Source organism: Streptomyces winkii, assembly GCF_032248595.1.
GTDB classification, from domain to species: Bacteria; Actinomycetota; Actinomycetes; order Streptomycetales; family Streptomycetaceae; genus Streptomyces; species Streptomyces winkii.
This window is the reverse complement of record NZ_JASTTH010000003.1, coordinates 808149-829831: the sequence shown is the minus strand read 5'-3', so window position 1 is coordinate 829831 and position 21683 is coordinate 808149. Positions and strand designations below refer to the sequence as shown.

The 21683-nt window shown below is 72.0% G+C and carries 21 protein-coding genes; 10 read left to right on the top strand and 11 right to left on the bottom strand.

The genetic code is table 11. The features are described 5' to 3' along the window. Positions 1-115: 115 nt before the first annotated feature. The 6 genes from QQM67_RS12140 (at position 116) to QQM67_RS12115 (ending at position 7296) form a co-directional block, all read left to right on the top strand. Positions 116-1375 (top strand): M20 family metallopeptidase, encoded by a 1260-nt coding sequence (locus QQM67_RS12140; protein ID WP_314173710.1) that lies wholly within the window; start codon positions 116-118, stop codon positions 1373-1375. A gap of 50 nt (positions 1376-1425) precedes the next feature. Further along, positions 1426-2880 carry an aldehyde dehydrogenase family protein gene (locus tag QQM67_RS12135; RefSeq protein ID WP_314173789.1) on the top strand — a complete coding sequence of 485 codons (1455 nt, stop codon included), beginning with the start codon at positions 1426-1428 and terminating at the stop codon, positions 2878-2880. Positions 2881-2903: 23 nt separating this feature from the next. Next, on the top strand, positions 2904-3704 hold the full coding sequence (locus tag QQM67_RS12130) for an SDR family NAD(P)-dependent oxidoreductase (protein WP_314173709.1): 801 nt from the start codon (positions 2904-2906) through the stop codon (positions 3702-3704). Between the two features lie 72 nt (positions 3705-3776). Then, a complete protein-coding gene (locus tag QQM67_RS12125) occupies positions 3777-4154 on the top strand; it encodes a DUF3311 domain-containing protein (RefSeq protein WP_314173708.1) in 378 nt (125 codons plus the stop codon). After that, a complete protein-coding gene (locus QQM67_RS12120) occupies positions 4151-5674 on the top strand; it encodes a sodium:solute symporter family protein (RefSeq protein WP_314173707.1) in 1524 nt (507 codons plus the stop codon). Before QQM67_RS12125 ends, QQM67_RS12120 begins: the two co-directional genes overlap by 4 nt. Beyond that, positions 5671-7296, top strand: a complete 1626-nt coding sequence (locus tag QQM67_RS12115; RefSeq protein WP_314173706.1) for an amidohydrolase — start codon at positions 5671-5673, stop codon at positions 7294-7296. The genes QQM67_RS12120 and QQM67_RS12115 overlap by 4 nt, the downstream gene beginning before the upstream one ends. A 49-nt stretch (positions 7297-7345) precedes the next feature. On the opposite strand, the gene QQM67_RS12110 is transcribed toward QQM67_RS12115, so the two are convergent. The 5 genes from QQM67_RS12110 to QQM67_RS12090 form a co-directional block, all read right to left on the bottom strand. Beyond that, positions 7346-7552 (bottom strand): hypothetical protein, encoded by a 207-nt coding sequence (locus tag QQM67_RS12110; RefSeq protein ID WP_314173705.1) that lies wholly within the window; start codon positions 7550-7552, stop codon positions 7346-7348. 233 nt (positions 7553-7785) lie between these two features. After that, complete coding sequence (locus QQM67_RS12105) at positions 7786-8865, bottom strand: LacI family DNA-binding transcriptional regulator (protein WP_314173704.1); 1080 nt, start codon at positions 8863-8865, stop codon at positions 7786-7788. Between the two features lie 100 nt (positions 8866-8965). After that, positions 8966-9412 carry an SRPBCC family protein gene (locus tag QQM67_RS12100; RefSeq protein ID WP_314173703.1) on the bottom strand — a complete coding sequence of 149 codons (447 nt, stop codon included), beginning with the start codon at positions 9410-9412 and terminating at the stop codon, positions 8966-8968. A 47-nt stretch (positions 9413-9459) separates the two neighbouring features. Next, on the bottom strand, positions 9460-9996 hold the full coding sequence (locus QQM67_RS12095; protein ID WP_314173788.1) for a Dps family protein: 537 nt from the start codon (positions 9994-9996) through the stop codon (positions 9460-9462). A 205-nt stretch (positions 9997-10201) separates the two neighbouring features. Then, positions 10202-11356 carry a polyprenyl synthetase family protein gene (locus QQM67_RS12090; RefSeq protein ID WP_314173702.1) on the bottom strand — a complete coding sequence of 385 codons (1155 nt, stop codon included), beginning with the start codon at positions 11354-11356 and terminating at the stop codon, positions 10202-10204. 480 nt (positions 11357-11836) lie between these two features. Here QQM67_RS12090 and QQM67_RS12085 point away from each other — a divergent pair, with 480 nt between their 5' ends. Next, positions 11837-12172: a DUF3140 domain-containing protein gene (locus tag QQM67_RS12085; RefSeq protein ID WP_314173787.1), complete on the top strand. Its 336-nt coding sequence runs from the start codon at positions 11837-11839 to the stop codon at positions 12170-12172. A 125-nt stretch (positions 12173-12297) separates the two neighbouring features. Further along, positions 12298-13833: an ATP-dependent DNA ligase gene (locus QQM67_RS12080; RefSeq protein ID WP_314173701.1), complete on the top strand. Its 1536-nt coding sequence runs from the start codon at positions 12298-12300 to the stop codon at positions 13831-13833. A 128-nt stretch (positions 13834-13961) separates the two neighbouring features. Here the strand turns inward: QQM67_RS12080 and QQM67_RS12075 are convergent, their stop codons facing one another. Both QQM67_RS12075 and QQM67_RS12070 read right to left on the bottom strand, forming a co-directional pair. Beyond that, the gene (locus QQM67_RS12075; RefSeq protein ID WP_314173700.1) at positions 13962-15014 is read right to left on the bottom strand and encodes a phosphatidylinositol-specific phospholipase C domain-containing protein; all 1053 of its coding nucleotides are present in this window, start codon (positions 15012-15014) and stop codon (positions 13962-13964) included. Positions 15015-15226: 212 nt separating this feature from the next. Next, positions 15227-15493: a GlsB/YeaQ/YmgE family stress response membrane protein gene (locus QQM67_RS12070; RefSeq protein ID WP_314173699.1), complete on the bottom strand. Its 267-nt coding sequence runs from the start codon at positions 15491-15493 to the stop codon at positions 15227-15229. A 245-nt stretch (positions 15494-15738) separates the two neighbouring features. Here QQM67_RS12070 and QQM67_RS12065 point away from each other — a divergent pair, with 245 nt between their 5' ends. Continuing rightward, complete coding sequence (locus QQM67_RS12065) at positions 15739-16413, top strand: alpha-ketoglutarate-dependent dioxygenase AlkB family protein (protein ID WP_314173698.1); 675 nt, start codon at positions 15739-15741, stop codon at positions 16411-16413. Positions 16414-16525: 112 nt separating this feature from the next. Continuing rightward, positions 16526-16756 (top strand): DUF6480 family protein, encoded by a 231-nt coding sequence (locus QQM67_RS12060; RefSeq protein WP_314173697.1) that lies wholly within the window; start codon positions 16526-16528, stop codon positions 16754-16756. 462 nt (positions 16757-17218) lie between these two features. On the opposite strand, the gene gndA is transcribed toward QQM67_RS12060, so the two are convergent. From gndA to QQM67_RS12040, 4 genes are all read right to left on the bottom strand, one after another. Further along, positions 17219-18661 carry an NADP-dependent phosphogluconate dehydrogenase gene (gene gndA, locus QQM67_RS12055; RefSeq protein ID WP_314173696.1) on the bottom strand — a complete coding sequence of 481 codons (1443 nt, stop codon included), beginning with the start codon at positions 18659-18661 and terminating at the stop codon, positions 17219-17221. A 102-nt stretch (positions 18662-18763) separates the two neighbouring features. After that, on the bottom strand, positions 18764-19351 hold the full coding sequence (locus QQM67_RS12050) for a pyridoxamine 5'-phosphate oxidase family protein (RefSeq protein WP_314173695.1): 588 nt from the start codon (positions 19349-19351) through the stop codon (positions 18764-18766). A gap of 110 nt (positions 19352-19461) precedes the next feature. After that, a complete protein-coding gene (locus tag QQM67_RS12045) occupies positions 19462-20262 on the bottom strand; it encodes a DUF427 domain-containing protein (RefSeq protein WP_314173694.1) in 801 nt (266 codons plus the stop codon). Positions 20263-20345: 83 nt separating this feature from the next. Continuing rightward, positions 20346-21575 (bottom strand): acyl-CoA dehydrogenase family protein, encoded by a 1230-nt coding sequence (locus QQM67_RS12040; protein ID WP_314173693.1) that lies wholly within the window; start codon positions 21573-21575, stop codon positions 20346-20348. Positions 21576-21683: the final 108 nt, after the last annotated feature.

Below are 21683 nucleotides of genomic sequence, written 5' to 3'. Positions count from 1 at the left end.
GTACGAGCACGGTCTCACCTCTTGACCGGCGCGTGGGCGCGCTAGGACAGTACGGGAGATCGCCTGGTCTGACCAGTCCCCTGGCTCTCTGGCCAGGACTCTTGGAGGTTGCCGCATGCGTTCCAGTCCCGGTGCTCCGCCGCGTGACTCCGTCCTGGCCCACGCCGTCGACGCCGAGGCCGCCGTCCGTCTCACCCGCGATCTCGTACGGCTGCGCACGGTGAGCGATCCGGGCGCGGCAGACGTGGAGGGTCCGGCGGTGCGCATGCTCTCGGAGCTGTTCACCGAGTTCGGCTGGGAGCACGAGGTGACCGAGGTGGCTCCGGGGCGCCCGAATCTCGTCGCGGTCGTCGAGGGCGGCGGCGGTGACGGGCCGACGCTGATGTTCGAGGGGCACACCGACGTCGTGACGGAGGGTCGCGGCGAGGACTGGAGCGTCGACCCGTACGGCGGCGACATCCGCGACGGCAAGCTGTGGGGCCGCGGCTCCGCCGACATGAAGTCCGGCGTGGCCGCGATGATCCACGGTGTGCGGGGGCTGGAGCTGGCGGGGCCGTTCCCCGGCCGGATCGTCCTCGGCGTGCTGTGCGACGAGGAGGGGATGATGCTCGGCGCGAAGGCGTTCGCCTCGTCGCCGCAGGCGGACGGCGTGGACGGCGTCATCGTGTGCGAGCCCGAGGGCTACGAGGTGTGCACCTCCGCCCGTGGCGGCATCCGTATCCGCCTGGCGCTCACCGGTGTCATGGCGCACGGTGCGATGCCGCAGGAGGCGCGGTCGCCGCTGGTCGCCGGAGCCCGGATCGTGGAGGCGCTGGCCGGCGTGGAGGAGTGGGCGGTGCGGCGCTTCGGCACGCATCCGCACGCCGGGTCGGTGACCGTGACGCCCACGGTGCTGCATGCCGGGGACCCCGGCCAGCTCAACGTGATTCCGGCGCACGGACTGGTCGGCGTCGACGTGCGTACGGTCCCCGGCACCGATCACGAGGAGCTGATCGGCCGCGTGCGGCAGGCGGCCTGCGACGCGGCCGCCACGGTGGGTGTGACGGTCGCGACGACGGTCGTCGACGACCGGCCGGCCGTCGAGATCGGCGAGGACCACCCCGTGGTCGCCGCGCTGGTGGCGGGGCACCGCGACGAGCACGGACGCGAGCCGGCCATCGGCGCGGTGCCCGGCACCACGGACGGGACGATCCTCACGCGTGACGCGGGCCTGCCCACGGTGGTGTACAGGCCGGGCGGCAAGTGGATCGCGCACCAGAAGGACGAGTACGTCGAGGTCGCGCAGATCGGCGAGTACGCCCGGGTCTACGCGGCCGCGGCCCGGCATTTCCTCAGCGCGGGCGCCACTACGGACGCCGAGGGGGCCGCGCGGTGAGCGTCTCCTGTACCCCGGGCCCTTCAACTGGCTCTGATTCAAACGGTCTTCTGCCGCCCGGCGTCCTGCCGGAGCACCTGACCAGCACGCTTCCGGTCGGCGGGGAGTGGGTTCCCGCCACCCGCCGAGAGCCGGTGATCTTTCCGTACGACGGCAGCGTGGTCGCCCACGCCCCCGTCGGCGACGAGACGCTCGCACGGCAAGCGGCCGGGCACGCGGCGCAGTTGCGCAGGCAGGTCGCGAAGCTGCCCACCCGGGTGCGCAGGCGGGTGCTCGCCGGTGTCGGCGCCGCGCTGGAGGGGGTCGCCGCCGGCATGGAGGACCTGCTCGTCCTGGAGACGGGCAAGCCGCGCGCCGACTGCCGCACCGAAGTGGTGCGGGCCGTGGCCACTTGGGAGGCCGCGGCGGACGAGGTCTCCCAAGTGCACGGCGAGACAGTGCCGTTGGACGGGCTGCCCTCGGGCGACGGGATGACCGGGTTCTGGACGCGGCGGCCCGTCGGCGTCGTCGTGGGAGTCGCCGGGTTCAACTATCCGATGATGCTTGCCTCCCACAAGATCGCTCCGGCGCTCGCCGCGGGCTGCCCCGTCATCGTCAAGCCCGCGCCGGCGACGCCGCTGGCCACGCTGTGGCTCGTCGCGCTCGTACGGGAGCAGCTGAGCGCGGCCGGTGCCCCGGCGGGCGCGGTCCAACTGGTCACCGGGGACGGCGGTGTGGGACGCGCGCTGACGACGCACCCCGACGTGGCCGCGGTCTCCTTCACGGGCTCGGCGGAGGTCGGCCACCGCATCGCGCGGGAGGCGGCGCCGCGCAAGGTGGTGCTGGAGCTCGGCTCGAACGCGGCACTGGTGGTGGCCCCGGACGCGGATCTCGACGCGGCGGCCGACGCCGTGGTCCGCGGCGGCCTCTACGCCTCGGGACAGGCGTGCATCTCCGTACAGCGGGTGATCGCGGTGGAGCCGGTAGCGGAGGAGCTGGAGCGGAAGATCGCCGAGCGGCTGCCGGACGTCGTCGTCGGTGATCCGCGCGATGCCGCCACGAAGGTCGCGGCTCTCATCGACGAGTCGGCGACGGAGCGGGTGTGCTCGTGGATCGAGCGTGCCCGTGCGGCGGGGGCGCGGCTGGTGCACGGCGGTACGCGCAGCGGCACGTGCATCGAGCCGGCGCTGCTGACCGGTGTGCCCGACGGTGAACCCGCGTGGGACGAGGAGATCTTCGGCCCGGTGGTGTGCCTGCGCTCGGTGCCGGATCTGGACGCGGCGTACGCGACGGTCAACGCCAGCCGCTACGGACTGCACGCCGCGGTGTTCACCCGGGATCTGAGAACGGCGTTCGACGCGGTCGAGGAGCTGGAGGCCGGAGGCGTCGTCGTCAACGAAGTGCCCGGCTACCGCTGCGACATCGCGCCGTACGGCGGTGTGAAGGACTCGGGAATCGGCCGGGAGGGGCCGCGGTTCGCGATCGAGGAGCTGACGGTGACGCGGATGGCGGTGTTCCGCCGGTGAGGGCGGCACGGGAGGAGAGCAGGGTGGGGTACGCGGATCTGTTCCGTCTCGACGGGCGCCGGGTGGCGGTGGTCGGCGGGGCCAGCGGCATCGGCAGGGAGTCGGTGCGGGCGCTGGCCGCGCACGGCGCAGAGGTGCTGGTCGCCGACCGCGACGTGCGGGGCGCGGAGGAGACGGCGCGGCTGGCCGCGGCCGAGCGGCCGGCGCCGGGGTCGCGCACGGGGCATGTGGGCGTGTATCCCCTCGACGTACTCGACGAGGCCGCCGTGCGCGAATCGGCCGCGGACTGGGGTGCGTTGGACGGTCTGGTCGTCACGGTGGGCGCCAATGTGCGCAAGCGGATCGCCGACTACACCCTCGACGACTTCGACCGCGTCGTCGCGCTCAATCTGCGGGCGTATCTGACGCTCGTGCAGTCGGCGGTCCCGGCCATGGCCGAGCGGGGGCGCGGCAGCGTCGTCGGGATGGCGTCGATGCGGGCCTTCCAGGTGGAGGCGGGGCAGAGCGCGTACGCGGCGGCGAAGGCGGGGCTCGTACAGCTGCTGCGCACGGCGGCCGCGGAGTGGGGGCCGCGCGGGGTGCGGTTCAACGCGGTCGCGCCCGGTGTGGTGCGTACCCCGCTGACCGACCAGATCGCCGCCGACCCCGAGTGGTATGAGGCGTACGCGCGGGCGTCGGCGCTCGGGCGGTGGGCCGGCGCGGAGGAGGTCGCGGGCGCGGTGACGTACCTCGTCTCGGACGCCTCGACGTACGTCACCGGCAGCGTCCTGACCGTGGACGGCGGCTGGACCGCGGTGGACGGACGCTACGAACCCTCCGTGTAGCCCGGCCGGTTGGGCCAACGGCGCACGCATCGAGCAGCAGCACAGCACAGGCGGCAGCACAGAAGGAGCGATATGTCCGACAGCCTCTCAGACGCAGGACGGGAGAGCCCCGGCGGGCCCGGCCCGCTGCCGTTCGCCGCCCTGCCCGCGGCCAACAGGCGCCGCCGCTCGCTGTGGCTGCTGCTGGTGCCCGGTGTGCTGTACTGCGCGGCGCCCCTGGTGGCCAACAGCATCGAACCGCGGGTGTTCGGCGTGCCGTTCCTGCTGGCGTGGATCATCGCGGCGACCGTCGTCAGCCCGCTGGTCATCTGGGCCGTGGCGCGATCCGATCCGGCGTACCGGACGGGGGCTCTCGAACCGATACCCGTGGACGACGTCCCGGGCTCCGGCGAAGACGCGGGCGGCGACGGGCACGGGAATCGCGGACCGGACGCGGGAGGTGCGGCATGACCTCGTCCGCCGCGATCGCGACGACGATCTTCGGTCTGGCGATGGTGGCGACCATCGTCGTGGGCCTGCTCAGCGCACGCGGCCGGGACAAGGGGCTCGCCGAGTGGTCGGTCTCCAGCCGCGGGCTGGGCGTGCTGTTCATCTGGCTGCTGATGGCCGGGGAGACCTACACCAGCTTCTCGTTCCTGGGCACGGCCGGCTGGTCGTTCTCCTTCGGTGTTCCGATCCTGTATCTGGTGGCGTATCTGACGACGGGCTTCGCCGTGGCGTACGTCGTAGGGCCGGCGCTGTGGACGTATGCGAGCCGGCACCGGCTGATCTCCATCGCGGACATGGCCGAACACCGGTTCCGTTCCCGCCCGTTGGGGATACTCGTCGCCGTCGTGGCCACGGTCTTCATCGTCCCCTACATCCAGGTGCAGATTCAGGGGATGGGCGTGGTGGTCAACGCCATGACGTACGGGAGCGTCGATCTGCGCGTGGCGGCGGTGATCTCGTTCGTCGTGGCCGAGGTGTTCATCCTGGTGTCCGGGCTGCGCGGCTCGGCGTGGGTCAGCGCGCTCAAGGACGTCCTGGTGATCGCGGTCGTGGTCTTTCTCGCGGTGTACGTTCCGATGCACTTCGTGGACGGGCTGGGCGACTTCATGGACCGGATGGTCACGCAGAAGCCGGAGTGGCTGACCTTCCCCGGTCACGAGTCGGGCGGCCTGGACGGTACGTGGTTCGTCACGACGCTGCTGCTGAACGCCGTGACGATCACGATCTTCCCGACGACGGTCGCGGGCTATCTGAGCGCGAAGTCCCCGAACGCCCTGCGCCGCAACGCCGTTCTGCTGCCCTGGTACCAACTCCTGCTCTTCATACCGATGTTGGTCGGCGCGACCGCCCTGTTCGTGGTGCCCAACCTGGACAACCCCGATCTGGCGCTCTTCTCCCTCGTCACCGATGCTCTCCCGGCTCCGCTGGTCGCGGTGATCGGTGTGGCGGGGGCGCTCTCGGCGATCGTCCCGATGAGTGTGTTCATGCTCGCCATCGGAACGCTGTGGGGTCGTACCGTGCTGGGCGGCGGCAACGGCGCCGATCCGCGCGCCCGCCGCGCGGGTTCGGAACCGGCGGGCGACATGCGCGCCAAACGGCTGTCGCAGCTGGTCTGTCTGCTGGCGGGGCTGCTGGCGCTGGCGGGCAGCCTGTTCTTCCCCAACACCCTTGTCCAGCTGTCGGTTCTCTCGTACGAGGGGCTGGCGCAGCTGGTGCCCGCGGTACTGCTGGCGCTGTACTGGCGGCGGATGCCGGCGGCGGCCGCCGTCGCGGGCATGCTGGTCGGGCTGACGGTGATGACACTGCTGTGGGCCACCGGCAACGATCCGCTGAACGGCGTCAACGGCGGCGTCATCGCCCTGGCGGCGAACCTCGCCGTCACCGCGTCCGTCACCGCGCTGCGTCCTGCCGCCGGCGGCCCGCCTCGTACAGCGGTACGGGCCGGCACGGCGGATGCCGCTTACACCGGGGAGGCGTCATGACAGGCGGAATCGACGAACTGCGGCCCGTGCTCTACCGCGCCGCACGGATCGTCAGCCAGCAGGCGGGCGGCGGCCCGGAACCGGAGGCGATCGCCGTCGCCGGCGGCCGCATCACCGCCACCGGCACCATGGCGGGGCTGCGCGAACGCTTCCCCGGCGCCGAGGAGGTCGACTTCGGGGACGCCGCGCTCGTCCCGGGCCTCAACGACGCGCACATCCATCTCGCCATCGCCGCCGAGGACTTGCTGCACCTCGACCTCTCGGCGGGAGCCGTCGGCGACGTCGAGGACCTGCTCGGCCAGGTGCGCGCCGAGGCCGCCCGGGCGGCTCCCGGTGAGTGGATCCGCGGAAGCCGCTACGACGACACCAAGACCGGCCCGCTCACCCGCTGGGACCTGGACCGCGCCGCACCGGGCCACCCGGTGCTCGTCGTTCAGGTCGCGGGCCACTGGGGAGTCGCCAACTCGGCGGCGCTGCACGCCCTGCGCCTCGACGAGGGCTCCTCCCCTCCGGACGGCGGCGAGTTGGGGCGCGACGCGGACGGCCGCCTCGACGGGCGGCTCGTCGAGCGGGCCCTGATGAACGTCGTGTATCCCGCGACTGCCCGCGGCGACGCCTCTCCGCTGCGTCCCAGCTCGCCGCAGGAGAAGCTGCGGGGCCTGGCCCGGGCCCAACGCCAGTGGCACGCCGCCGGGTTGACGTCCGTGTGCGACGCGCTCATCGCCCCGGAGGACATCGCCCTGCTGCGTCAGGCACGTGCACGGGACGAACTGACGCTCCGCGTGGGCATGTTGCTGTCCATCGAACATTACGCGGCGGCGCAGGCGCTCGGAGTCGGCAGCGGCTTCGGCGACGACCTGCTGCGGCTGGTCGGGGTCAAGGCATTCGTGGACGGTGCGATAGGCGGACGCACCTGCCTGCTGGCCGAGCCGTACGCCGACTCCTCGGGGCACGGGCTCCAGACCACCCCCACCGAGGAGTTGTTCTCGCAGGTGCGCACGGTGCACGAGGACGGCAGCCGCATCGGCGTCCACGCCAACGGGGACGCGGCGATCCGCCTCGTCCTCGACGCGTTCGAGGCGGCGCACCGCGAGACGCCGCGGCCCGGGCTGCGGCACCGCATCGAGCATTGCAGCGTCGTCGACGAGGACATCGTGGAGCGGATGCGGAAGCTGGGGGCGATCGCGGTGCCCTTCGCGGGCTATGTCGCCTACCACGGCGACGCGCTGAACCGCTGGTACGGCCCGGACCGCACGGAGCGGATGTTCGCGCACCGCTCCTTCCTTGACGCGGGTGTCACCGTGGCGGGTTCGTCGGACTATCCATGCGGCCCGTTCCAGCCGCTGCTCGGCATCCAGTCGATGGTGACCCGAGAGGGCATGGACGACGGCGCGCAGGTCGGTGCGGCGCAGCGGATCAGCCCGGAGGAGGCGCTGGCCGTCTTCACGCTCGGCTCGGCGGAGGCGGAGGGCACCGCCCATGTGAAGGGCCGTCTGGCGCCCGGCTTTCTCGCCGACTTCACCGTGCTGGGCGAGGACCTGCGCACCGTCGATCCGCAAGGCATCGCTTCGGTGCCGGTGCGCGCGACGTACGTCGGCGGCCGGCGCGTCCACGAGGCGTGAACGGCCGCCTGGGCCGGCGCACTTGGAATCGTCCGCCGGCCCGGGCGTGCTATCGGGGACGCGGCTGAAGCGCCGGGTCGACGCAGCGGGGCGGTTCCAGCCGGTCCGCGAGGCTGCGCAGTGTCTGCGCGAGCCGCTGCCGCGATGACCGTACGGGCCTCGGCGGCTCGTCCGGGACCACGGGAGCGTCGGGCAGCGCGGAGTGAGCGAGGCTTCGCGTCGCGTCCATGGCGAGGGGACCTTCGATCGGGAACATGCCGTCTCCTTCGGGTTCGCTTCGGTACGGCCTGAGTTCGGTACGGCCTGAGTTCGGTGAGGCCCGGCTTCTGTGAGGCCAGGGTTCGGTGAGGCCGGGTTCAGAGGCCTCGGGTTCCGTACGGCCGCGTTCAGCCGCCTCGTGCTCAGGTGTCTCGTGTTCGGGGGTCTCGGATCGAGTGCGGCCGGGGCACGGAACCGCGTCCATGCGGCCCGGGTCGGGGAGGCTCGGAGTCAGCGCGGCACGGGGCCGGTGGTCGCGCGTACGACCAGTTCGGTGGGCAGCTTGATCCGCGGCGGCTTCTCGTCCTCCGGGGGTTCGAGCAGCAGCCTCCCTGCGATGCGGCCCTTCTCGCCCATGGGCTGGCGCACGGTCGTCAGGCGTGCGCGCGCCGCCTCCGGGACGTCGTCGAAGCCGACGACCGAGATGTCGCGTCCGGCCACGAGGCCCCGCTGCTCGCACGCGTCGAGCACACCGAGCGCGAGTACGTCGCCGATCGCCAGTACGGCGGTGGGCCGTTCGGCGACGTCGAGGAAGTGAGCCGCCGCGGAGGCCGCCGCCGAGCGGGAGTTGCGGCCCGCCGCCACGACGCTGACGCTCCCCCAGTCCACCCCGGCCTTCTCCAGCACGTCGCGGTAGCCGCCGAGCCGGCCGAGCAAGTCCCCACAGCCGGAGGCGAGTTGCTCCTCGATGCTGGCCGGGCCCGACGTTCCCGGAGCGACCACGTAGTCGACCATGACGGCGACGCGCCGGTGACCGAGCCGGGCGATGTGCTCCGCGGCGAGCCGGGCCGAGGCACGCTCGTCGATGCCGACGTACGGGATCGCCGGGTCGTCGCTCTCGTCGGTGGTCACCAGCGGCAGGCCCCGTGCCCGTATCAGCTCCTTCACGGGATGGAGCACGGGCACGCAGTACAGGCAGAAGCCGTCGACCACCGCGTTCCGCACGGCCGTCTCCGGATCGTCCGCGCCGGGCGGCAAGGGGATCAGGAGCAGGCCGGTGTCCGAGGCCTCGGCGACCTCGGCGACTCCGCGCAGGAATCCCACGGAGTACGGATCGGCGAAGGCGTACGAGAGCGTCTCCGTGAAGACCAGCCCGATCGCTCCCGCTCTTCCCCGCCGCAGCGAACGTGCCGACGCGTCCGGCCCCGGGTAGCCCAGGCGGCGCGCGGCATCGAAGATCCGCTCACGCAGAGCCTTGTTGAGCTGGTCGGGACGGCTGTAGGCGTTGGACACGGTCGTCCGCGAGACGCCGACCTCGTCCGCGACGGTCTGAAGCGTCGCCCGCTTACCCCGCGAATCCGTGACCCCCACCGCAGCCCCTACCGCTTCTGTATCGATTAAGTCTGTATCGATACAGTACGGCGCGGCCCCACGTCGTGTCCAACCATTTTTCCGCGCGACAGAAGCTCGTTCAGGCCGACTCGACGGCCGCCTTGATGCGCCGGCCGAAGTCCTCCGCGTCCTTGCGGGCGGCGTTCAGCGCGACTCCGGCGATCATCTTGCCGACGCCGTGGCCGGTCAGGGAGTTGAAGAGCCGGACGCGGGTGGTTCCCTCGCCGGTGGACTCGAGGTCGTAGCCGCCCTCCTCGGCGGTCACCAGGTTCTCCGAGGTCTCCGTCCAGCGGATCGTGGTGGGCGGTTCGAACTCGGTGATGCGGAACTCCCTGCGCGTGCGCACTCCGGCGTCCTTGACCGTGCTGCGGTAGACCGTGCCCACCGCGGTCGGGCCCTCGGTCACCTTGGTCATCTCCTGCACTCTCGGGCTGAATCGGGGATCGTTCTCGCCGTCGGCGAGGTAGGCGAAGACCTCCTCGATGGGGCGGTCGATCTCCGTCGTCACCTCGAACTGTCCGGCCATCGTCTCTCTCCCCTGCCTCGGATCACTCCCTCATGGCGGCGCATCGCTCAGGGCTGCTTGCGGGCCTGCCTGGTGGCCTTGCTCGCGGCGTCGCGCTCGGAGCTGGCGCTGGCCGTGCTCAGCGCACCGCCCGCGCTCTCCAGGTGGGCGCGGACGAACCACTGGAAGAGTTCGAGGCTGCGCAGCTGCTCGATGAGCATGTCCTGCGTGACCAGGTCGCTGTCGTCTGTGATCTTCACTGCCTCGCGGTGGTCCTCGATGACCCCGGTGTAGACGAGGTCCAGGGCGCCGAGGTGCTCGATGGCCTCCGCGCGCCCGATCCCGTAGTCCTCCCACTTCCGCTCCGCCACGAGGGCGCCCGGGGTGCCGTGCGGGGAGCCGCCGAGCGTGGAGATGCGCTCGGCGGTGGTGTCGGTCATATCGCGTACGGAGTCGACCTGGGGGTCGAGCATCTTGTGCACGGCGATGAAGTGCGGGCCCACCACGTTCCAGTGGATGTGCTTCAGGGTCAGGGCGAGGTCGTTCAGGGCATGCAGTCGCATGTTCAGGAGCTGGATGACGTCGCGGCCGTCCCGCTGCGTCATGCCGGGCACCGTGTACTTCGGTTCGGGCACACTGCTGGCCACGGGTCTCTCCCTCTCCGCCTGGACGGCCCGCCCCGGTCGGCGGCTTCTCCCCATGCCAACACCGGCGGCCTCCGGGCGCGCGCCGGGAGAGCGCCGAGTCGTCCATTCGGGAGGCGTGACGCCCGCCGGGTCGTACGCGGGGTGCGCACGGGCGGAGCCGCCGTCACTCCGGAGGTGCGGAGACGCTCCGTACGAGCGCGTTCAGCCGCTGGTCCGCGGGCGGCGCCAGGTGCGCCTGGTCCAGGGCTGTGAGCGCGGAGGCGGTGAGCTGGCCGATGCGCGCCTCGACAGCGGCGACCGCCCCGAGCCCGGTGAGGAGTTCGCGGATCTGCTGGAGTTCGCCCTCGTGCAGGTCGCGGTTGCCGAGGGCCGCGCGCAGCCGGCGTTCGGCCTCGTGCCTGCCGTGGGCGCGGGCCCGCTGCAACGCGATCGCCACCAGGTACGTGGAGTCGCCGTCCCGGATGTCGTCGCCCGCGGGTTTGCCCGTACGGGCGGAGGGGCCGAAGACGCCGAGCAGGTCGTCGCGCAGCTGGAAGGCGACACCGGCGCTGCGTCCCGCGCGGCGCAGCGCCGCGATGACGTCGGGGTCCGCGCCGGCCACGGCGGCTCCGAGGTGGAGCGGGCGCTCGACGGTGTAGAGGCCGCTCTTGAGGTAGGCCACGCGCAGGGACTCCTCGGGGGAGTCGACGCCGGTGCCCTGCCCGTACAGGTCGAGGTACTGGCCCGCGATGGTCTCGGTGCGCATGGCCTGCCAGGCGGGACCGACGGCGCGCCTCGCCCGGCTGTCGAGCCCGGCGGTCTCGAAGAGGTCGTCGGCCCAGACCAGGGCGAGGTCTCCGGCGAGGATGGCGGCGGAGACCCCGAAGGCGTCGGGGTTGCCGCGCAGTCCGGCCGCGCGGTGCTGGTTGGCGAACGCGACGTGCGCGGAGGGGGCGCCCCGGCGCAGCAGCGAGCCGTCCATGAGGTCGTCGTGGATGAGGGCGCATCCCTGGATCAGCTCCAGCGCGGTGGCGACCTTGAGCACCGCGTCGGCCGCGGAGCTGCGGGGCATGCCGCCGCAGCCGCGCCAGCCCCACCACAGGAAGGCGGGGCGGGTGCGCTTGCCGCCCCGCAGTACGACGTCGGCGAGCAGGTCGATGACGTCCTCGGCGAATCGGTCGCTGCTGCGCGCGGCCTCCTCGCGCCGCGCCGCGATGTGCCGGGACAGCAGCGCCTCGATGACGGCCGCCGTGTCGTGGTCGGGGTCGATGCCGAGCGCACGGACGTCCCGGACGTCCTGGTTCCCTTCGCGTACGTGTGCACTCGGCCGGCGCTGCATGGCGGCTCCTTCCCGGGAGGTCGGCCCGGCCAGCGCACAGCACGAGACTCGCGCTCGCGGACGGTGAAGGGAGATCTACCGAGAGTTTTTCAGCAGTACCCCGCGCCTGCACCTCGCACCGTGCGAGTGCCGCCTGCCTGCCGTACGGGAGCGGGGGACGCGGGCCCGCCGTGCGCCGGCCGGGTCTGCGGCATTCTCCGCAGCCGTCGGGGCACCCGCACCACGGAAGGCGCACATCAGGTGAAAGGCGGCATGTACCCATGTCGAGGGGCAGGAGGATCCACCGGCGGCGGGCCGTCCCGGCGGACGCACGGAGACGCGGTGCCGGGGAGCGTCCGTCGCACGACGGCCAGACGGGAGCACGCGCGGCGGCTCGCACCACGACCGCCGTCCCCAGCGGTCGCCTACGGACCGGAGCGGCGGGCGCGGACGGCTGCCCGGAGGACCGGCACCGGCGAGGGGGCGTGCCTCGTGAGTGACATGAAGCAGAGGGCCCAACGCGACGAACTCTTCTCGGACTTCGCGAGGGCCGTGAACCTGCCGGCGGGGCAGCTCGAACGCTGGCTGGAGACGGAGCGCTCACGCAACGTGGGCCGCCACAAAGGGCAGCGCGAGAGCCACAGCCACGCCGCGGGACGGCGCGTGCTGCGGCTTCTGCGGACGCCCAAGGCGGACTTCACCGCGGACGACCTGGTCCACATGCGCAAGGTGATCCACCACATCGACCGGCAGCTCAAGCACCGTCCGCGGGGAGACGTCAGCGACACCGACTGGCGCTACGCCCTCATGAACTGGGGACACGACCCACAGCGCTGAAGCCGCCCGGCGACCGCGGACGGTGGACGGCCGGACCGGTCAACCGGGAGCACCGGGCACGCCGGGAGTGAGCTGCCCGTTCCCGCAGGGCTGCGCGGCAGCCTCGGCGGAGTGAGGATGGAAGCATGCTGCTGGCCGACATCGCCCGCACCTCGAAACAGATCACGACCGTCTCCGGGCGCAAGGAGAAGGTCACGCTGCTCGCTGAGCTCTTCCGCGCGGCCTCGCCCGGCGAAGTGCCCGTGGTCGTCACGTACTTGGCGGGCCGGCTGCCGCAGCGCCGTACGGGGGTGGGCTTCCGCACGCTCTCCGAGCGCCATCCTCCCTCGCCCGAGGCACGGTTGACGATCGCGGACGTCGACGCGGCCCTGGAGGAGATCGCCGCCGTGAGCGGCAAGGGCGCCCAGGCGGAGCGCAGACGGCTGCTGGCGGCGCTGATGTCGGCGGCGACCGAGGAGGAGCAGAACTTCCTCTTCCGGCTCCTCACAGGCGAGTTGAGACAGGGAGCGCTGGACGCGTTCGCCGTGGAGGGCCTGGCGGAGGCGGTCTCGGTGCCCTCCGCGCAGGTGCGCCGCGCCGTGATGTTCGGCGGTTCGCTCGGCTCGGTCGCGAGCGCGCTGCTGGCCGAAGGCCCTTCCGCGCTCGACGCGTTCCGGCTCCAGACGGGGCGGCCGGTGCTGCCGATGCTGGCGCAGAGCGCGAAGAACGTACTGGAGGCGGTGGACAAGCTCGGCCCCTGCGTCGTGGAGGAGAAGCTGGACGGCATCCGGGTGCAGGTGCACAAGGACGGCGACAGCATCGGGATCTACACGCGCACTCTCGACGACATCACCGCCAGGCTGCCCGAACTCTCCGATACCGTGGGCGCGTTGGCGGCTCGGCAGGCCGTGCTCGACGGCGAGGTGATCGCGCTGGACGAGCAGGGCCGGCCGCGTCCGTTCCAGGAGGTCTCCCAGCGCGTGGGGTCGCACGCGGACGTGCCGACCGCGCGTGTGACGCTGCCGATCACACCGCGCTTCTTCGACGTCCTCTCCGTCGACGGGCGCGATGTGGTGGACCTGGACGCGGCGCAGCGCCACGAGGTCCTCGCGACGGTCGTTCCCGAGTCCCTGCGGGTGCGGCGTCTGGTGGTGCACGACCCGCACGCGGAGCAAGAGCGCCGCGCGGCAGAGGAGTTCGCGCGGGACGTACTGGAACAGGGCCATGAGGGCGTCATGGTGAAGGCGCTGGACTCCGCATACAGCGCGGGGCGCCGTGGCGCGTCCTGGCTGAAGGTCAAGCCGGTCTTCACGCTGGATCTGGTGGTGCTGGCCGCGGAGTGGGGCCACGGGCGGCGCACGGGACGCCTGTCGAACCTGCACCTGGGCGCGCGGTGGCCCGACGGCTCGTTCGCGATGCTCGGCAAGACCTTCAAGGGGCTCACGGACGAGTTGCTGGCCTGGCAGACGGAGCGGCTGCGCGGCCTCGCGGAGCGCGAGCACCCGTGGGGGGTGACGGTGCGGCCGGAGCTCGTGGTGGAGATCGCCGTCGACGGGTTGCAGCGTTCCACACGCTACCCGGCAGGGGTGACGCTGCGCTTCGCGCGCGTCGTCCGCTACCGGCCGGACAAGAGCGCGGCCGAGGCCGACACGGTCGACGACGTCCTCGCGCTGCGCCGGTAGACGGGCGGAGCACGGGGACGCCGGCGACAGGGTGTCCGGGCACTGTGCCGGGGCGCTGTCCGGGGCATTGCCCGGGAGCCGAGCCGTTGTACGCCCGGCCGCCCAAGTCCCGTCCCTGCGGGGCTCGTTCAGCCGCGCGGGACGACCATCGAGAGGACCTTCGGCAGCGGATACCAGTCGGAGGTGGCGAAACTGGCGTGTGCCGAGGCGAGTTGGGTGACCCGGTCGCGGGCCTCCTGCTCGGTCGGCTCGGTGCCGTCGATCTCCGGGGCGACCTTGTGGGCGTCGGTCATCACCGTGAGGTAGCCGTGCTCCTGGTACCAGGCCGTGTCGATGCCGTCGCCGGTGAACGCCGAGGCGTCGCCGTCGAAGACGACGAACCACGGGCGCAGCGCCTCGTCGTAGCGTTCGGTGCGGGGGTCGCCCTTCTCCGCGCCGTGCACGGCGGGGAAGGCGCCGGCCTCGCCCAACCTGCCCTCGGCGGCGAGGTCCTTGAGGTTGGTCGCGTACTCCTCGTCCGTCCACAGGTCGTCGGCCGGGTTCTGCTCCTCGACCGTGCCGGGGATGAGGTCGACGACGAACTTGCCCGCCATGGCGTCCCGGCTGGGCCAGCCGCTGCTGCCCACCGCCTCGTCCAGGTTCGCGTGGCTGCCGGTGACGTCGGCGGGACGCAGGAGCGCGTCGCCGAGCTTCTCCCGCAGCAGGGCGTCGAATTCGTCGGGTCCGCGGTCGGCCTTGTCGTAGAAGCCGTCCTTCATCTCGACCTTGATGAGGATCGGCGGATGCCCTGGGTGTGCGTCGTGCCAGGCGCGCATGTCGGCGAGGCAGCCGTCGAGGCTCTGGTCGCGCTCCTTCGTGCGCAGTTCGTCCGCCGACGCGGCGTTCTCGCAGTTGTTGTCGTTTCCGGTGGGGTTGCCGTGGGAGACGCGCCAGCCCTTACCGACGACGTTGGTCCACACGTCGAGTTCGAGGAGGGAGGCTCCGGAGTCGAGCGCGTCGGCGAAGTACTCGTACTTGTCCTGCTCGTAGGCGTTGTGCACGCCGACGCCCGTGGTGTCGCCGTACGTCGAGGCCGCCGCCTCGTGGGGGCCTGCCTGGGCCGTGACCGGGACGGCGAGAGCGGTGGCGGCGGACAGCAGGGCGGCCGTCGATATGGCGAGAGCCAGGCGGGATCTGCTCATGAGCTGATTCCTTGGTGGTGTGGGGGGTCCAAGTGAGCATCAGCGTAGGGCTGTTCGCGCGCCTCGGATACGGGGCGCGGCGAAAGTGAGCAGCACGGGAGCGACGGGCCAGGGCCATGTGAAGGCCCCCTGCCGGACGTCCGCCCGGGCAAGGGGCCTGCGTTCAGGGCGTGTTCACCGTATGGGCGTGTACCTGGGCGTGCCGCGCGGGCTCAGCGGCGGCCCCGCTTCGAGCGGTCCAGTGCGGAGACGCCGAGCGCGGCGAGGACCAGCTGGATGAGCCACTCGATCCAGTCGACTCCCCTGGTGTCGGCCACTCCGAAGTACGTGGCGATCGCCGTGCCTATGAGGGCCGCGACGATGCCGACCCCGATCGTCAGCAGTATGCCGACGCGCTGACGCCCCGGAACGATGAGCCGCCCGAGCACGCCGATGACGATCCCGATCACGATGGCGCTGATGATGCCTGAGATCTCCATGATCTCCCCTTGCCGGTCGTCGTGTTGCCGGTCGTCGTGTCCCCTTCTTGTGCCCGCTCCGCCGACCGGCACTCGGCGGCTACGGCCGGGGCGGCGTGCACCCGTACCGGCGGACCGGCCGACTGCCGTGCCGGGCCCCCGCGTCCGGTTTCCGCCAGAAGCTCACATGCCGGGCTGCGACACTGGCCGGTGTCCGGCCGCGCTCCCCGCGCCACAAACCCCCTGCACGAAGAGGACGGAACAGGATGGAGGTCTCGCCCGTGGACGCCCTCGTCCCCGTCCCGCCGTCGCGGCCCGCGCCCGGCGCGGTGCATCTGCCCGGCTGGCTCGGCATGGATGAGCAGCGCCGTCTGGTCACGGCGTGCCGCGAGTGGGCGGCCGGCCCCGTACCGCTGCGGCACACGCGTCTGCCGCGGGGCGGAGTGATGTCGGTGCGGACGGTGTGCCTGGGCTGGCACTGGCAGCCCTACCGCTACACGCGCACCGCCGACGATGTGAACGGACGCCGCGTCGCCGACCTCCCCGGCTGGCTGGCGGAACTGGGCCGCCGGGCGCTGGCCGACGCGTACGGCGGCACCGCCGAGGCGCAGGCGTACGAGCCGGACACGGCGCTGATCAACTTCTACGACGGCAGCGCGCGCATGGGGATGCACCAGGACAAGGACGAGAGGTCGGCCGCGCCGGTGGTCTCGCTGAGCATCGGCGACACGTGCGTCTTCCGCTTCGGGAACACCGCGTCGCGCGGCAGGCCCTACACGGACGTCGAGCTGTCCTCGGGCGACCTGTTCGTCTTCGGCGGACCGTCCCGGTTCGCGTACCACGGCGTCACGAAGGTCTTCGCGGGTACGGGCGATCCGGCGACGGGGATGGCGTCGGGGAGGCTGAACCTCACGCTCCGGGTCACCGGGCTGACGGACTGAACCGGGCGTACGGGCCGAAGCGGCCCTACGGGCAGACGGAGCGGCTGCGCCGCCGCCGCTGGCCGCCACGTACGCCATGTATAAGTCGCACGTTGCTGCGTACCCGGGCGCCATGGACGAGAGGTATCCCGATCCGGACGACCCCCGGCACATCCCCGGCCTCGAGCCCGGCGGCCAGGTCCCGCCCGGTGAGACGCCGCCCGGGGAGGACAGCACCGGAGGCGCCGGCCCCGACGAGCGCCACAACCCCGCGAAGGGCTGGTCCAAGGGGCCGTTGATCGTTCTGGCGCTGCTCGTCGCGGTCTTCTTCGTCTACTTCCTGGCCTGGGCGATCGAGCTCTGAATCGCGCCCAGGCGAAAGCAGCGGGGCCCCGTCGCCGGGGCCCCGCTGTTCATCTGTCGCCCGCTCTCTCCGAGCCCGAGCGGCGGTCTCGCGTCCTCACGGCGCGGGCGGCGCCGGCTGCGGCTCCGGCTCGGGCGGTACGGGCTCGGGCCCTGGCGCCGGCGGAATCGGGTCGGGCGCCGGCCCCGGCGGCGGACTGGGTGTCGGCGCCGGCACCGGGTCCGGAGCGGGCCCCGGCCCGGGACCGCCCGGCCCGGGCGGAGGCGTGGGCTTGGGCGGAACCGGGTCGCGCGCCCGGACGGGCGCGATCGCCGTGCCTGACTGCTGCGCCATCACAACTCCAGCGGTCTCACGTAGCGGCGTATCCCTTGTTCCCATTGCGGGTGCCCGGTTGTCGGCACGGCACTCCCGGCCACCGGCCCCGGGCACCTCCCCCGGGGTCCGCCGTCCCCGAGGCCGCGGTCAGTCCGCCGACACCTCGCTGCGGTCCCCGCCCCAGAGGGTGTGGAAGGAGCCGTCACGGTCCGTACGCCGGTAGGTGTGCGCCCCGAAGAAGTCGCGCTGCGCCTGCGTGAGCGACGCCGGCAGACGCGCGCTGCGCTGGGCGTCGTACGAGGCGAGGGCCGCGGAGAAGCCCGGTACGGGGATGCCGTGCGCGACCGCCGTGGCCACGACGGTGCGCCAGTCCGCCTGCGCCTCGCCGATCTCCTTGGAGAAGGTGTCGTCGGCGAGCAGCGTCGGCAGATCCGGCCGGGCCGCGAACGCCGAGCGGATCCGGTCGAGGAAGGCGGCCCGGATGATGCAGCCCGCACGCCAGATGGCGGCCACTGCGCCGGGGTCGATCTGCCACCCGTACTCCTGGCTGCCGCTGCGGATCATGTTCCAGCCCTGCGCGTACGAGGTGATCTTCGAGGCGTACAGGGCCTGTTCGACCTGCTCCGCGAACCGCTCGCCGGCCTCCGGGCCGAGAGGGGCCGGCGTGGGCCCCGGCAGCCCGGCGCTGGCGGAGCGCAGATCGGCGTGCCCGGACAGGGAGCGGGCGAAGACGGCCTCGGCGATGCCGGAGACCGGCACTCCGAGGTCGAGTGCCGTCTGCACGGTCCAGCGGCCGGTGCCCTTCTGCTCGGCCTCGTCGGCGACGATGTCGACGAAGGGCCTGCCGGTCGCGGCGTCGGTGTGCGACAGCACCTCGGCGGTGATCTCGATGAGGTAGGAGTCCAGGCGGCCGGTGTTCCACTCGCGGAACGTCTCGGCGATGCGCGCGGGGGTGTATCCGGCGACGTCGCGCAGGAGGTGGTAGGCCTCGCCGATCAGCTGCATGTCGGCGTACTCGATGCCGTTGTGCACCATCTTCACGAAGTGGCCCGCGCCGTCGGGGCCCACGTGCGTGGTGCAGGGGGTGCCGTCGGGGGCCTTGGCGGCGATGCTCTCCAGCATCGGACGGAGCGAGTCGTAGGCGTCCTTCGATCCGCCGGGCATGATGCTCGGCCCGTGCAGCGCGCCCTCCTCACCGCCCGAGATGCCGGTGCCGACGAAGTGGAGGCCGCGCTCGCGCAGTTCCTTCTCGCGGCGGCGGGTGTCGGCGTAGTGGGCGTTGCCGCCGTCGATGATGACGTCGCCCGGTTCGAGCAGCGCCGCGAACTCCTCGATGACGGCGTCCGTCGGGCCGCCCGCCTTCACCATGATCACCAGCCGCCGCGGCCGCTCCAGCGCGGCGACGAACTCCTCCGCCGACTCCGCGGCGATGAAATCCCCCTCGTCGGAGAAGTCGCGCACGAGGTCGCGCGTGCGGGAGACGGTCCTGTTGTGAAGAGCGACGGTGTATCCGTTGCGGGCGAAGTTACGGGCGAGGTTGCGGCCCATGACGGCGAGGCCGGTGACGCCGATGTGTGCGCTGGTGCTCATGGTGACGCTCCTGGAGTGAGCGGACCCGGGCCGGGTCCGCCCGGATCGGGGTGGACGGTGCGGGCGTTGGCGTTGCGCAGGCGGCGCGGTGCGCGCCGCTGCTCAGGCTGTACGGGGCGGAAGAGGCAGGGGAAGCGCGGCGAGCCCGTCGAGGCTGACCCCGACGTGCTCCTTCGCCTCGCAGTATGCGGCGAACGACTCGTCGGTCTCGCGGAGGAAGCGCTGCGTGTGCAGCGTCCGGTCTCCCTGGTACTCCATGAACGGCACGGCGAAACCACAGGTGTCGCTGATGCGTTCCGCGCGGACCGTGATGACGGCCCGCAGGTCCGTGCGCCGGCGCATGCTCTCCGCGAAGTGCGGGAGGAGCTCCTTCCAGCGCGGGTCGTCCCGGAAGACCGGCGTCCCGGTGCCGTGGACGCGCACGATCCGGGGCGGCCCGCCGAAGGCGCACCACATCAGGGTGATGCGGCCGTTCTCGCGGAGATGGGCGATGGTCTCGGCGCCGCTGCCGCCGAGGTCGAGGTAGCCGACCGTGGTCTCGTCGATGACGACGAACGACCCCGCCAGGCCCTTCGGGGAGACGTTGACGTGGCCGTCGGCGGCCAGGGGCGCGGTCGCGGTGAAGAAGACGTGCTGTTCCTCGATGAAGGCACGCAGTCGTCCGTCGATGCGTTCGTAGATCTTGCCCATTCCGGCATTGTCGGCCGGGAGACGGCCGCGTGAGCCGGATTCGCAAAAGCACGCGGTGCCCGTACGCCCATGGGCCCGTCCGTCCGTCTCCGCGCCCGCGCCCCGCCGAGTCACCCCAGAGGCGTGCCGTCCACCACTGTCTCGATGCCCTCCGCGAGGAAGCACAGGTACCCGCGGGCCCGCATCGCCGCCTCCAGCGGCTGCTCGTAGCACCACGCCGCGTCGTGGATGACGCCGTCGGCGGTATGCAGCGACCGGTACGAGGCCCTGCCCTTGTAGGGGCAGTGGGTGTGGGTGGCGCTGGGCCGCAGCTGCTCGGTGCGGACGTCCTCCGGTGGCAGGTAGAAGCGGTTGGGCAGCCCGGTCTCGGAGAGCAGATAGGCGCGGCGGCTCTCCGCGACCTCCGTGCTCCCCGCCCTGACGACCACATGACGGCTCGTGCGCCGTACGTCGACGCGGTGGTACGGGTCGCGCACGTGCCCCTCGACCTCTTCGTCCTCGTCGAACCAGGCGTCCATGGCGGACCAGTACAGAGCGGCGTGCCCCTTGAGCCACTCCGCGCCGTCCATCGGTTCGGGATAGCTCCACACGGCGTTCTCGGCGAGGCGGTCGCCGACGCGCACGTTCCAGTAGTGCGCGTCTCCCTTGAACGGGCAGTGCGTGCGGTGGCTGCTCTCCTCCAGCAGGTCCTTCCGCAGATCGTCCCAGGGCACGTACAGCTGGGGCAGCAGATTGCTCTCGTGCAGCAGCTTGGCGCTCTCGGAGTCCAGCACCGTCTCGCTGCCCAGCAGCGCGCGTACGCGGCGTACGAAGGGATGCCACAGCAGCCTGTGCGCCGGGCCCTCGATCGTGTAGTTGACGGTCTCCGGGGGCCGCGACGCGAGCGGGCCGCCGCCGAGCGTGAGGGTCATGTCTGCGCCTCCGGGTCGGTGTGGCGATGGGTGCGCAATCCACTCTCGCACCCCCGCTTGCGCGCCGCCCCCGGCGCACCGCCTCACCGGATGGCGGCCCCGGAGACCGTACGGGCGATGACCAGGCGCTGGATCTCGCTCGTACCCTCGAAGATCGTGTAGATGGCGGCGTCGCGGTGCATCCGCTCGACGGGGTACTCGCGCGTGAAGCCGTTGCCCCCGAGGATCTGCATGGCCTGGGCGGTGACCGTCTTCGCCGTCTCGCCCGCGTACAGCTTCGACATGGAGCCCTCGGCGGAGTCGAACGGCTTGCCCGCCGCGGCCATCCACGACGCCCGCCACACCAGCAGCCGGGCCGCGTCGATGCGAGTACGCATGTCGGCCAGCTGGAAGGCGATGCCCTGGTTGTCGATGATCGGACGCCCGAACTGCACGCGGTCCTTGGCGTAGTCGAGCGCGACCTCGTACGCGGCGCGGGCGATGCCCACCGCCTGCGCCCCCACCGCCGGGCGGGACGCCTCGAAGGTGGCCATGGCCGCGTTCTTCACGCGCCCGCCCTGCTTGGCCCTCTCACGCGCGCGGGCCAGGCGCTCGTCCAGCTTCTCCTTGCCGCCCAGCAGGCAGCTGCCGGGAACGCGTACGTCCTCGAGGACGACCTCGGCGGTGTGGGAGGCGCGGATGCCGTGCTTCTTGAACTTCTGCCCCTGCGAGAGACCGGGCGTCCCCGGCGGGACGATGAAGGAGGCATGCCCCTTGGAGCCCAGCTCCGGGTCGACGACGGCGACCACGACGTGGATGTTGGCGATGCCGCCGTTGGTGGCCCAGGTCTTTGTGCCGTTGAGCACCCACTCGTCCTTGGCCTCGTCGTAGACGGCCCGGGTGCGCATGGCCGCGACGTCGGAGCCGGCGTCGGGTTCGGAGGAGCAGAAGGCGGCGACCTGCACGTCGTCGGGCGAGCCGTACATCTGCGGGACCCAGGTGCCGATCTGCTCCTCGGTGCCGTTGGCCAGTACGCCGACGGCCGCCAGGCCCGTGCCCACGATGGACAGGGCGATCCCCGCGTCGCCCCAGAACAGCTCCTCCATCGTCATCGCGATGCCGAGGCCCGTGGGGTCGAAGAACTGCTGCGCGTAGAAGTCGAGCGAATACAGCCCGATCTTCGCGGCTTCCTGGATGACGGGCCAGGGAGTCTCCTCACGCTCGTCCCATTCCGCGGCAGCCGGCCGGATCACGTCGGCGGCGAAACCGTGGATCCACTCACGGATCTCCTTCTGATCGTCATTGAGATCGAGCGCGAATACGGAGTCGCCCATGACCGGTCCTTCCAGCAGCTGAGTTACCAATGGTAATGGCAAGTCTGTTACTGGTCGGTAATCAATGTCAACTCCCGGTCGCCATCGGCCGTCCGCCCTTCTCGGGTG